The organism is Rhodococcus sp. B10 (genome assembly GCF_011770055.1).
Classification (GTDB): domain Bacteria; phylum Actinomycetota; class Actinomycetes; order Mycobacteriales; family Mycobacteriaceae; genus Rhodococcoides; species Rhodococcoides kyotonensis_B.
This window is the reverse complement of sequence record NZ_JAAFYV010000001.1, coordinates 87,790-101,835: the sequence shown is the minus strand read 5'-3', so window position 1 is coordinate 101,835 and position 14,046 is coordinate 87,790. Positions and strand designations below refer to the sequence as shown.

Below are 14,046 nucleotides of genomic sequence, written 5' to 3'. Positions count from 1 at the left end.
GGCGGCCGGTACGGGGAGTTTGCCGACGGATCATTCGGATGCCGACCTGATCAGGTGGGTATCCGAACAATCCGTCGGCGAACTGGGCGGTGGTCCGTTCGTCAGTAGGCTTCGTACGGCTGCGATAATCGAGGTTTCGCGAGTGGTGATTGGGAGGACGAGGTAGATGGTGTCTGGTGGGTCTGGTTCGCAGTCGGCGGCGATCGAAGATCTACCGGGGTTGGTCGGACGGGTCGCCGCAGGTCAGGCCGACCGTGTCGCCGTCGCTGTCGGTAGTTCGACCGTCACGTACGGAGACCTGCACCGCGAGATCGGCAACCTCGACACCGCCATGGGCGGAGTGCTCGGCGCCGACGCGTTGGTACCCCTCGCACTCTCGACGGTCGCGCCGGGTGCCGTCGAAGCGGCCGACGGTGGGCTGGAGGGGATCGTCGCGTCCGTCGTCGCCGACGCCCGAGAGGTGCTCGGCGAGGTCGCTGCGGTCCCCGTCGCCGAGACGCTCGTCAGTCGTTTTCGCGACCAGGTCGAGCGCACCCCCGACGCGGTCGCGGTGACCTTCGACGGGACCGAACTCACGTATGCCGAATTCGACGGCCGGGTCAATCGTCTGGCCCGTCGCCTCGTCGAACTCGGAGTCGGCCCGGACGTTCGCGTCGGTCTGTCGATCTCGCGGTCGCTCGACCTCCTCGTCGCGATGTACGCGATCAGTGCTGCGGGAGGCGCGTACGTTCCCATCGACCCCGGACATCCCGCCGATCGCATCGGCTACGTCGTCGACATCGCCGAGCCCATTCTCGTGCTCACCACGTCGACCGAGGACGTCGCGCTACCGGGCGACGTTCGTGCGCTGAACGTGGACACCGAAGATCTGGCGCAGTACGCGTCGGAACCGCTCGTCGACGACGAACGCAACGGTGCGCTCGATCCGGCGAACACGGCGTACGTCATCTTCACGTCGGGTTCGACGGGACGCCCGAAGGGTGTCGCGGTCTCGCACGAGGCCATCGTCGCGAACCTCGACTGGCGGCAGGCCGACTACCCGCTGACCGCCGACGACGTCGTTCTGCAGAAGACTCCCTTCACGTTCGACGTGTCGGTGTGGGAATTCTTCTGGCCGCTGCAAGCAGGCGCACGGCTCGTCGTCGCCGCGCCCGACGGCCACCGCGATCCGGCGTACATCGCCGAGACGATGAGCACGCACGGCGTGACGACCGCACATTTCGTGCCGTCGATGCTGTCGGTGTTCCTCGGCCAGTTCGACTCGGACCAGGCGCCGACGATTCCGAGCCTGCGGCAGGTGTTCGCGTCGGGCGAGGCACTGCCTGCGTCGACGACGGCTCGTTTTCACGAGGTGTTCGACGCCGAACTGCACAATCTCTACGGCCCGACCGAGGCTGCCGTCGACGTCACGTACCACCGCACCGACAGCTCCGACCTCGTGTCGGTACCGATCGGCGTCGCGGTGCCCCGCACCGGACTGCACGTGCTGGGGGAGGGCCTCGACCGCACTCCGCCCGGCGTGCCCGGCGAGCTCTACCTGTCGGGTGTGCAGCTGGCACGCGGATACATCGCCCGACCCGATCTGACCGCCGACCGGTTCGTCGCCGACCCGTACAGCGACTCCGGCGAGAGGATGTACCGCACCGGCGACCTCGTGCGCTGGAACACTGCCGGTGTCTTGGAATACTTGGGCCGCACCGACTTTCAGGTGAAGCTTCGTGGTCTGCGCATCGAACTCGGTGAGATCGAAGCGGCGCTTCTCGCTCAGGAGACGGTCCGCCAGGCAGTGGTCGTCGTCCGTTCCGACGACTCGGATTCCGGGGTCGACGACCAGTTGGTGGCGTATCTGGTCACGTCGACCGGTGAAGCCGACTCCGCTGCATTGGCCGCCGGTATCCGCGGCACGCTGCCGGACTACATGGTTCCGGCCGTGTTCGTCGTGCTCGACGAGTTCCCGCTGAACGCCAGCGGAAAGCTCGACCGCAAGGCCCTCCCGAAGCCCGACGTCACCCTCGCGGCCGCCGAATACCGTGCTCCGGCAACCGAAGTCGAACGCACCCTGGTCGCCGTCTTCGAGGACATCCTCGGAGCCGAACGCGTCGGCGTCGACGACGACTTCTTCGCACTCGGTGGTAACTCGCTCAGCGCGACCCGCGCGATCGCTCGCGTCGGAGCCGAACTGTCGATCAAGCTCGACGTGCGTGCATTCTTCGACGCACCGACCGTCGCCGGTCTCGCGAAGTCGGTCGACGCCGCGCAGGCCGACGGTTCGTCGGCGCGTGAGCCGCTGGCGAAGCGTGAACGTCCCGACGTCGTTCCTCTGTCCATGGCGCAGCAGCGCATGTGGTTCCTCAACCGCCTCGACCCGAATTCGGCCGTCGACAACATTCCGGTCGCGATCAGGCTGTCCGGGCTGCTGGACGTCGACGCGTTGCAGGCTGCGATCTACGACGTCGTCGACCGGCACGAAGCATTGCGCACCGTGTACCCGGAGGTCGACGGTGTCGGTCGCCAGGTCGTGTGTGAGACGGACGACGCCGCGCCCGATCTGCTTCCCGAACGCGTCGACGAAACGGCGTTGTACGGCCGCGTCGTCGATGTCGTGTCGCAGGGATTCGACGTGACGGCCGAGGTGCCGGTTCGACTGCGCCTGCTGCAGGTGTCACCCACCGAACACGTGTTGATTCTCGTCGCGCATCACATTGCGGCGGACGGTTTTTCGATGCTTCCGCTGACGCGAGATGTCGTCACCGCGTACGCCGCCCGCAGCGACGGCAACGCTCCAGGATGGGCGCCCTTGGCTGTGCAGTACGCGGACTTCGCGCTGTGGCAGCGCGCGGTCCTCGGCTCGGAAGACGATCCACGATCGTTGATCTCCGCGCAGGAACGATTCTGGCGCGGCGCGTTGGCGGACCTGCCCGAACAACTGGACCTGCCGTCGGACAGGCGACGTCCCGCCGTGGCGTCGGGACGGGGTGCGACGTACGCGACGGACATCGACGCGTCGCTGCGCAGTTCCATCGAGGCGCTGGCAACGACGCAGTCCGCGACGCCGTTCATGGTGGTGCACGCCGCGCTGGCGGTGCTGCTGGCCCGGCTGTCGGGAACCGAGGACATCGCGGTCGGAACACCCGTCGCGGGTCGTGGCGAGGAAGCTCTCGACGACCTCGTCGGCATGTTCGTCAATACGTTGGTCCTGCGCGCCGTCGTCGACCCGGCCGACTCGTTCACCGACCTGCTGGCCGCCGTGCGTCGCTCCGATCTCGACGCGTTCGGTAACGCCGACGTGCCGTTCGAACGTCTCGTCGAGGTTCTCGATCCGCCGCGATCGCAAGCGCACCACCCGCTGTTCCAGGTGCTGCTCGTGTTCCAGAACCTCGGGACCACCAGCCTGGAGTTGCCGGGCTTGACCGTGTCCGGAGTCGAGTTCGACACTGCCGTCGCGAAGACCGACCTTCAGGTCACCGTCTCCGAGAACGACGCGCAGTGGAAGCTCGAATTCACCTATGCCACAGACCTGTTCGACGAGTCGACGATCGCGACTCTGGCGTCGCGGTTGATCGGTGTCCTCGGCGCCGTGACCACGGATGCCGGGACGGTCGTCGGCGACATCGAGCTGATCGACAGCGCCGAGCGCACGACGGTGTTGGAGACCTGGAACGTCACGAGCCACGACGTGGCCGACGAGTTCGTGCTCGACGCGTTCCACCGGATGGCGTCGACCACGCCGGACGCGGTGGCGCTGTCCTTCGACGACGAGACCGTCACCTACGGCGAGTTCCGTTCGCGTGTGACGACTCTCGCGCGCCATCTCGTCACACTCGGTGTCGGGCCCGACGTCCTGACGGCCGTCGCGATTCGCCGGTCCGTGGACATGGTCGTCGCGCTGTATGCGGTGATCGAGGCGGGCGGCGCCTACGTACCGATCGATCCCGACCAGCCGGCCGAGCGCAACGACTACATTCTCGACGTGTCCGAGGCTCCCGTCGTGCTGACGACGACTCGCGACGATTTCGCCGCGCCGCGAACGAGCGTCGTCCGGATCGACACGCTCGACCTGTCCGACTACCGGGCCGAGCCGTTGGTGGACGCCGATCGTCGCGGGTCGACGCACCCGAATCAACTTGCGTACGTGATCTTCACGTCCGGCTCGACCGGTCGTCCCAAGGGTGTCGCCGTACCGCACCGCGCGGTGGTCAACCAGATCGCGTGGATCGTGAACGAATACGGCCTCGGCGGGCACGATGTCGTCCTGCAGAAGACGCCGCTCACGTTCGACGTGTCGGTCTGGGAACTGTTCGGTGCACCGGCGTCCGGTGCTCGAATGGTCATCGCGCGTCCCGACGGTCACCGCGACGCGACCTACCTGGCCGACGTCGTCGAGCAGAAAGCGGTCACCGCAACCTCGTTCGTACCGTCGATGGTGCCCGTGTTCACCGCCGAGATGGCCGCGCGGGACGCGTCGTCGCTGCGATTGATTCAGCTTGCGGGAGAAGCGCTTCCGGCGTCGGTCGTCACCGGGCTCGCCCGAGTGACCGATGCGCAGGTTCACAACCTGTACGGGCCGACCGAATTCACCGTGCACGCGACGAGCAGGCCGGTGGCAGGCGTCGACGGCCACGCGCTGCACGACACCACGGCACCCATGGGCACCCCGGTGTGGAACACCGCCGCGTACGTTCTCGACGGTCGGCTGAACCCGACGCCCGTCGGAGTAGCCGGTGAGCTCTACCTGGCGGGTGTGCAGACCGCGCGCGGGTACCACGGTCGATCGACGTTGACCGCCGAGCGGTTCGTCGCCGACCCGTTCGGTGGCGGACGGATGTACCGGACCGGCGATCTCGTGCGGTGGAACGCGTCCGGCGAACTCGAATACATCGGACGCACCGACTTCCAGGTCAAGCTCCGTGGCCTCCGTATCGAACTCGGCGAGATCGAATCGGTCGCGCGCACAGCACCTTCGGTGACCGACGCGGTTGCCGTTGTCAAGAGCGATCGCCTCGTGCTGTACGTCGTCGCCGGTACACCGGTCGACCTCGAGGAGCTGCGCCGGACGCTGGCGGCGGAGTTGCCGTCGTACATGGTTCCGGCAGCGTTCGTCGTGCTCGACGCCCTTCCGACCAATGCGGCGGGCAAGCTCGACCGTGCGAAGTTGCCGGAGCCCGAACTTCAGGTGCGCGCCTTCCGTGCGCCGTCGACTCCTGTCGAGGAGATCATCGCGTCCGTGTTCGGCGACGTGCTCGGTGTCGAACGCGTCGGCGCGGACGACGACTTCTTCGCGCTCGGCGGTAACTCGCTGATCGCGACGCAGGTCGTCTCCCGCCTCGGTGCTGCGCTGGACACGACCGTCCCGGTTCGTCTGTTGTTCGAGGTGTCGACCGTCGCCTCGCTCGCGGTGCGCATCGAATCCGAGGTGGGCAGGGGCGCTCGTGTCCCGCTGACTCCGCAGGAACGACCGGATCACATTCCACTGTCGATGGCGCAGCAGCGCATGTGGTTCCTCAACCGCCTGGATCCGGACTCCGCGGTCAACAACATTCCCGTCGCGATTCGGTTGTCGGGCTTGCTCGATCGGCATGCGTTGCACGTCGCGGTCGCCGACGTGCTGTCCCGTCACGAATCGTTGCGGACGGTGTATCCGGAGATCGACGGCGTCGGCTATCAGGAGGTGGTGTCGACTCGGTCGGTCATTCCCGACCTGGCACCGATTCCGGTGGACGCTCAGCAACTGGCCGCGTCGATCGAGGAGACGGTGCTCGCCGGATTCGACGTAACGACGCGTGCCCCGTTCCGTGCGAGCCTGTTCGAGGTGTCGTCCACAGAGCATGTTCTGGTGTTCGTCGCCCATCACATCGCGGCCGACGGCTACTCGCTCGGCCCGCTGACGCGTGACGTCGTGCGTGCTTACACCGCTCGCGCGGCCGGGCTCGATCTCGACTGGGAGCCACTGCCGGTTCAGTACGCCGATTACGCGCTGTGGCAACGCGAGGTACTCGGCTCGGAGGACGATCCCGAATCGATCATCTCCGCGCAGAAGGCGTTCTGGCAGAGGACACTTGCCGGCGCACCGGAACAATTGGACCTGCCGTTCGATCGGCCGCGTCCGGCTGTCGCGTCGGGACGCGGCACGACGCATCGGTTCGACATCGACGCGTCGCTGCGAAGTGCAGTCGAAAACCTGGCGTCCGCGGAACGGGCCACGCCGTTCATGGTGGTTCACGCCGCGCTGTCCGTGCTGCTCGCGCGCCTGTCGGGCACCGACGACATCGCCGTCGGCGCTCCGATCGCCGGCCGCGGTGATGCTGCACTCGACGACATGATCGGCATGTTCGTCAACACGCTCGTGCTGCGGACACGTGTCGACGCACCAGCTCGTTTCGACGAGGTGCTGGCTCAGGTCAGAGAGTCCGACCTGGCGGCGTTCGCCAACGCCGACATCCCGTTCGAACGACTCGTCGAGATCCTCGATCCGGCTCGATCGACGGCACGGCACCCGCTGTTCCAGGTGGCGTTGTTCTTCCAGAACCTCGGTCGCTCCGAACTCGACCTTCCGAACCTCAGCGTCTCCGCAGTCGACTTCGATGCGGGCACCGCCAAGTTCGATCTGCAGGTCGCAGTGTCGGAGCCGACTGAAGGTGACGGCTGGTCGGTCGAATTCACCTATGCGACAGATCTGTTCGACCCGTCGGGCATCGAGCTGCTGCAATCGCGATTCCTCGCCGTCCTCGAGGCGGTGACGACGAACCCGGCATCGGTCGTCGGCGACATCGACGTCACGACCGAACCGGAACGCGACGCCCTGCTGCGCGCATGGAATGCGACGGACCACGAGCTGCCGGCTGCGTTGCTTCTCGATGGGTTCGACGCCGTCGCCGTCGAACGTCCCGACGCAACGGCCCTCGTGTACGAGGGCGTGTCGCTCACGTACGGCGAGTTGTCCGAGCGCGTCGACTCGTTGGCGGCAGTGCTCACGGCGGCAGGGGCAGGACCGGAAACACGTGTCGCTCTTGCTATTCGACGGTCCGTCGATCTGGTCGTGGCGATGTACGCGGTGCTGCGTTCCGGCGCCGCGTACGTTCCGATCGACCCCGACCACCCGGCCGAGCGCATCGGCTACATCCTCGACGCCGCGGCGCCCGTCTGTGTGCTGACCAGGTCCGAGGACGAGTTCACGCCGCCGGTGGACGTTTCGGTCGTCGACGTGCACGCTCGTCCCGAATCCGACGCGACGTTCACCCCGCCGCGGGTCTCGCCGGACTCCGTCGCGTACGTCATCTTCACGTCCGGATCGACGGGCAGGCCGAAGGGCGTTGCCGTCAGCCACCGGGCGATCGTCAATCAGATGCAGTGGATGCAGTCCGAATATCGACTGGGCGCAGCGGACGTCTATCTGCAGAAGACCGCGACGACGTTCGACGTGTCCCTGTGGGGATTCTTCCTGCCTCTGCGCGTGGGGGCGACTCTCGTCCTCGCGACGCCGGACGGACATCGTGACCCCGCCTATCTCGCCGACGTCATCGCACGACATGCGGTGACCGTCACGGACTTCGTGCCGACCATGCTGTCGGTGTTCGCAGCAGCGGTGACACGGGCATCGATCGCGAGCCTGCGCCAGATCTTCGTCATCGGCGAGGCACTGCCCGGCGAGGCCGTCCGAGACTTCGCCCGCGTCTCTTCGGCGCGCGTCCACAACCTGTACGGCCCGACCGAAGCGGCAGTGTCGATCACCTACGCCGACGTGACCGACACCGCGGCAGGTACAGCCGTGACCATCGGTGTCGCCGAATGGAATTCGGCGGTCTACGTTCTCGACTCGCGACTGCATCCGGTGCCCGTCGGTGTTCCCGGTGAGCTGTATCTGGCAGGCGTTCAGCTTGCTCGTGGCTACCACGGGCGCGTCGACCTGACGTCGGATCGGTTCGTCGCGAACCCGTTCTCCAAGCACGGCGCTCGCATGTACCGCACGGGTGACCTCGTGGAGTGGCGTGCCGACGGCACGATCGACTACATCGGTCGCACCGACTTCCAGGTCAAGTTCCGCGGACAGCGCATCGAGCTCGGCGAGATCGAGGCTGCCTTGGCCGCGCATCCGTCCGTCGGTCTGTCCGCGGCTGCTGTCGTCGCCACCGATGCCGGTGATCAACTCGTCGGTTATGTCGTTCCTGCGGGTACCGACACCGTGGACACGGACGCACTGCGCGCGGCGCTGGGGCAGACGCTGCCGACGTACATGGTCCCCGGCGCGATCGTGGTACTCGCCGAGTTCCCGCTCAACACGTCGGGCAAGCTCGACCGAAAAGCGCTTCCCGCACCGGAATTCGCTGCCCGACAGTTCCGTGCACCGTCCACGCCGGTCGAGGAGATCGTCGCGGGAATCTTCGCCGAGGTACTCGGTGTCGAACGCGTCGGTCTGGACGACGACTTCTTCGCGCTCGGCGGCAACTCGCTCGTCGCAACGCAGGTGGTGTCGAGACTGGGTGCGGCACTTGACTCGTCGGTTCCGGTCCGGACGCTGTTCGAGGCGCCGACCGTCGAGGCGCTGGCGGCAGGCGTCGAATCGCACACCGGCGGACGCGTCGCACTGACGGCGATGCCGCGACCGGACCGGATCCCGCTGTCGCTCGCACAGCAGCGCATGTGGTTCCTCAACCGGCTCGACCCGGCATCGGCCGTCAACAACATTCCGGCAGCGGTGCGGTTGACGGGAACGCTCGACGTCGACGCGCTGACGGCGGCGATCGACGACGTCGTCGCACGGCACGAGATCCTGCGCACCGTGTATCCGGAGTCGGACGGCACCGGCATCCAGGTCGTCATGCCGGTGGCCTCGGGGCGCGCCGACTTCCGCGTGGAGGCCGTCGCCGAGACCGATCTGTTCGACGCGGTGACGACGATCGTCACCGAGGGCTTCGACGTCACACGGCGAGCACCGCTGCGGATCAGGCTCCTCGAGGTCGGCGACAGTGAGTACGTACTCGTCGTCGTCGCGTATCACATTGCCGCAGACGGGTTCTCGATGATTCCGCTGATGCGTGACGTGATCACTGCGTACGTCTCGCGAAGCCGCGGCGAGGAACCCGGCTGGACGCCGTTGCCCGTGCAGTACGCCGACTACACGCTGTGGCAGCGCGAGGTCCTCGGATCGCCGGACGACGCGTCGTCGATCGTCAGCAAGCAGGAGGCCTACTGGAAGACGGCGCTGGCCGGGCTCGACGACGAGATCGAACTGCCGGCGGACCGTGCCCGGCCCTCCGCGTCGAGCGGTAGAGGTGCGGCGCACTCACTGACGCTCGACGAGACCACGACCGCAGCAATCGACCGGGTGGCTGCCGAACGGGCCGTGACCCCGTTCATGGTCGTGCACGCGGCGCTGGCCGTCTTGCTGTCGCGCGTGTCCGGCAGCGAGGACGTCGCCGTCGGCACACCGGTCGCCGGTCGCGGTGAGGCCGCACTCGACGACGTCATCGGCATGTTCGTCAACACCCTGGTCCTGCGGACGCAGATCGACGGCTCGCAGAGCTTCGGCGACGTTCTGGCTCAGGCACGCGAGGTCGATCTGTCCGCGTTCGCGCATGCGGATCTGCCGTTCGAGCGTGTCGTCGAGGTGCTCGATCCGCCGCGTGTGCAGGGACGCCACCCTCTCGTGCAGGTCCTGCTGACGTTCCAGAATTTCTCGTCGTCGTCCTTCGAACTGCCGGGGTTGACGGCAGCCGCGGTCGATTTCGATTCGGCCGTCGCGAAGATGGATCTGCAGGTCACGGTCTCCGAGCCGCATGAGCAGTCGGACGGTACGCGTGGTCGGTCCGTCGAAATGGTGTACGCCACAGATCTGTTCGACGCGGACACGATCACGGAGCTGGGTCGCCAGTTCGTCGCGGTTCTGCACGCTGTCACGGCCGACGTCGAGACCGCCGTCGGCGACATCGAGTTGGTCGACGCCAGCGAGCGAGACTGGTTGGTGCGTGGGGTCAACGCGACCGACCACGCCGTCGACCCTTCGGCGACCCTGGTGTCGATGTTCGACGCGCAGGTGGCGCGGACACCGGATGCCCCCGCCTTGACGTTCGACGGCCGGACGATCACCTACGCGCAGTTCGACGCCCGCGCGAACCGACTCGCCCGGTACCTGATCGGTCGCGGGGTCGGTCCCGAGTCGACGGTCGCCGTTGCCATCGGGCGATCCTTCGAGCTGATGGTCGGCATCTACGCGGTACTGAAGGCCGGCGCCGCCTACGTGCCGGTCGATCCGTCGCAGCCGACGGAGCGCATCGCCTACATCTTGGACACCGCACGCGTCGCGCTGACGCTCACCACGACGCGCGATCGCGGCGATTTCGGCTCCGAACTGCCGATCGTGATCGACGACCTCGATGTCGCCGAGTTCTCGGACGCGCCGGTGACGGACGCGGAACGCAGGAGGCCGGTGAGCGCGTCGGATGCGGCGTACGTACTCTTCACGTCCGGATCGACGGGCAAGCCGAAGGGTGTGACGATCGAGCATCGCGCGATCGTCAACCGACTGGTGTGGATGCAGGCCGAGTACGCACTGACGCCTGCCGATCACGTCGTTCAGAAGACACCCACCACGTTCGACGTGTCGGTGTGGGAGTTGTTCTGGCCGTTGCAGATCGGTGCGCGTCTCGTGATCGCCCGCCCCGACGGCCACCGCGATCCGGTGTACATGGCACGACTGATCGAGGCCGAAGGCGTAACCGTGGCGCACTTCGTGCCGTCGATGCTCGGTGTGTTCGCGTCGGAGCCGGCGGCCTCGGCGGCTGGGTCGTTGCGCTGGGTGTTCGCGTCCGGTGAGGCGTTGCCGTACTCGACCGCGAAAGCCTTGTCCGACGTGTTGCCGTCGACGACTTTGGTGAACCTGTACGGCCCGACCGAAGCGGCCGTCGACGTGACGTATCACGAGGTCACCGATGCGGACACCGCAGGCGTTCCCATCGGCCGACCCGTGTTCAACACGCAGGTCTACGTGCTCGACGCCAGGCTGCGTCCCGTGGCAGTCGGCGCGGTGGGCGAGCTCTACCTCGGCGGTGTCCAGCTGGCTCGTGGTTACGCGTCGCGTCCTGACCTGACGGCCGACAGATTCGTCGCCGATCCGTTCGGCGACGCAGGCGAAAGGCTCTATCGCACAGGCGACTTGGTGCGATGGAACCGCGAAAGCGAGCTCGAGTACATCGGGCGTTCCGACTTCCAGGTCAAGCTGCGCGGTCTCCGCATCGAGCTCGGGGAGATCGAATCCGCGGTACTGGCGGACGAGTCGGTGGCGCAAGCGGTCGTCCTGGTACGTGGTGAGCGTCTGGTCGGATACGTGGTGCCCGCTGCCGGCGCGTCCATCGACGTGGACACGGTGCTGACGTCGGCGGCCGAAGTGCTGCCGGAGTACATGGTGCCCTCGGTGCTGCTGGTACTCGACGCGCTTCCGCTGGGTCCGTCGGGCAAGCTGGATCGAAAGGCGCTGCCGGAGCCCGTCTTCGAGGCTGCGGAATTCCGCGCCCCGACCACCGATGTCGAGCGCATCGTGGCCGAGGTCTTCGCAGAGGTTCTCGGTGTTCCGCAGGTGGGACTCGACGACGACTTCTTCGCGCTCGGCGGCAACTCGTTGATCGCGACGCAGGTGGTCTCACGCGTCGGTGCGGCTCTCGATGCCGAGATCCCGGTGCGGACCATGTTCGACGCGACAACCGTCGCGGCGTTCGCGGCAACGGTCTCCGAACTGGCGGGCACGGGTGTTCGCCCGGCCCTCACCGCGGGGCCGCGACCGGAACGTATCCCGCTGTCGCTTGCGCAGCAACGTATGTGGGTGCTGAACCACCTCGACCCCGAGTCCGGCGCATACAACATTCCGCTGGCAGTGAAGCTCTCCGGTGATCTCGACACCGACGCGCTCGGACATGCGGTGGCAGACGTCGTCGCCCGGCACGAGTCGCTGCGCACGATCTATCCGTCCGACGCCGACGGCCCGCAGCAGCGGATTCTGGCTCCGGCCGACGTTGCGTTCGATCTGACGCCACGCGCGGTCGACAGCGAAGCCGACGCGACCCGCGTCGTGGCCGAGCTCGTTCTCGGCGGGTTCGACGTCGCCGACGCAGTACCGGTCCGCGTCGGTCTCGTTCGGCTGTCGCCGCGGGAGCACGTTCTCGCGCTCGTCGTGCATCACATCTCGGCCGACGGTGCGTCGATCGCCCCGTTGGCACGCGACGTCATGGTCGCGTACTCGGCGAGGGTCGCCGGTCAGGCGCCGGAATGGACAGAACTGCCGATCCAGTACGCGGACTTCGCGTTGTGGCAGCGGGCCGTCCTCGGAGCCGTCGACGACGCCGATTCGGTTGCGGCGGAACAGCTGAGCTATTGGACGAAGACGCTCGCAGGCATTCCGGACGCACTCGATCTGCCGACCGATCGGCCACGTCCGGCCACGCAGTCGATGCAGGGTCGATCCGTCGACTTCGACCTCGACGCCGAATCCCATGCGCAGCTGGCCGCATTCGCACGTGACCGCGGCGCATCGCTGTTCATGGTCGTGCACGCCGCACTCGCGGTCCTGCTCGGGCGTCTCAGCGGCAGCAGCGACGTCGTCGTCGGTACGCCGGTGGCGGGTCGAGGGGCAGCCGAGTTGGACGAGCTCGTCGGCATGTTCGTCAACACGCTTGCGTTGCGCACCGAGATCGATCTGGGTGGAACTTTCTCCGGGCTCGTCGACGAGGCGCGGACGGCCGATCTCGGTGCCTTCGGTAATGCCGACGTACCGTTCGAGAACGTCGTCGACGCCGTGGTGCCCGCGCGTTCGCAGGCGCGTCATCCGATCTTCCAGGTAGCGCTGTCGTTCCAGAACCTCGAGCGCGTGCGCCTGGATCTGCCGGGCCTGACGGTCGAGGGTCTCGATGCGGGGGAGTTGGGCGCCAAGTTCGACCTGCAGTTCACCGTCGAACCACGGACGGACGCAGACGGCCACCCTGCGGGGTTGTTCGGATCCCTGCTCTACGCAACGGATCTGTTCGACGAGCCGACCGCTCGAACGTTCGGTGACCGGTTCACGCGCATTCTGCGTTCCGTGGCTGCGGACCCGTTCGTCATCGTCGGCGACATCGACATCATGAGCGAACAGGAACGGGCCCTCACCCAGGCGCATGCCGCGCCGGAGGCCGAGACCGCCCCTGCCTCGTCGGTGTCGCTGGACAGGTCCCTGCCGCAGGTGATCGGTTCTGTCGTCGAGCTGGATCCCGACGCTCCCGCCGTCGCGGTCGACGGTGAGGAACTGTCGTACCTCACCGTCGAGGGTCGCGCCGCCCGATTGGCACGAGTGCTCATCGGTCGCGGTGTCGGACCGGGAGACAAAGTCGTCGTCACGGTGCCCGTGTCGGTGGATTGGGCAGTCGCCGTGCTGGCGACGACGTTCACCGGAGCGGCCGTCGTCGTGGGTGAAAGCGACTGCGACGCACAGGCACTCGTCGAAGCCGTGGGTGTTCGGCTGGTCCTCGGACGAGACGGATCGGACGTGCCCGAGGGGCCGGAGGTGCTCGAGGTCGACGACGCGTCCGTCGTCGGTGCCGTCTCCGATGCATCGCCCAGGCCGATCGCGTACTCCGAGCGCACACGCTTGCTCGATCCGTCGGACCCTGCGGTCGTCGTCGTGACGGGTGACGGAACCGTCGAGGAGATCGGACAGAGCACGCTCGTGGCTGCGCTGACCGAAGCGAACGGGCGATACGGAGTGACGTTCGAGTCACGGCTTCTCGCTGCGTCCGACGCCGGCGATGCCTGGCAACTGTCGGCCCTGTTGGCCGCAGGTGTCGTCGGAGCGGCGTGGGTCGTGCCGAGCGGGGACGGCGAGCTCGCGGACCTCGTCCTCGACGAGTGGGTCACGCATGCGTTCGTACCGGCGGCCGACACAGGCGAACTCGGCGGTGACGACTTCGAGGATCTCGACGCCGTAGTGGTCACCGACGGCGGTTCGGCCGACGAACCGGACGGCGTGACGCTGTTCGTCGGCGGGAAGTCGTTCGGCCGAATGCAATAGTCGGGCCGATACGGGGC

1 protein-coding gene is annotated in these 14,046 nt (G+C 67.2%); it reads left to right on the top strand.

The genetic code is table 11. From position 1 onward, the window contains the following. Window positions 1-166: 166 nt before the first annotated feature. Window positions 167-14,029 (top strand): non-ribosomal peptide synthase/polyketide synthase, encoded by a 13,863-nt coding sequence (locus RhoFasB10_RS00255; protein ID WP_167674611.1) that lies wholly within the window; start codon window positions 167-169, stop codon window positions 14,027-14,029. The last annotated feature ends 17 nt before the right edge of the window (window positions 14,030-14,046 follow it).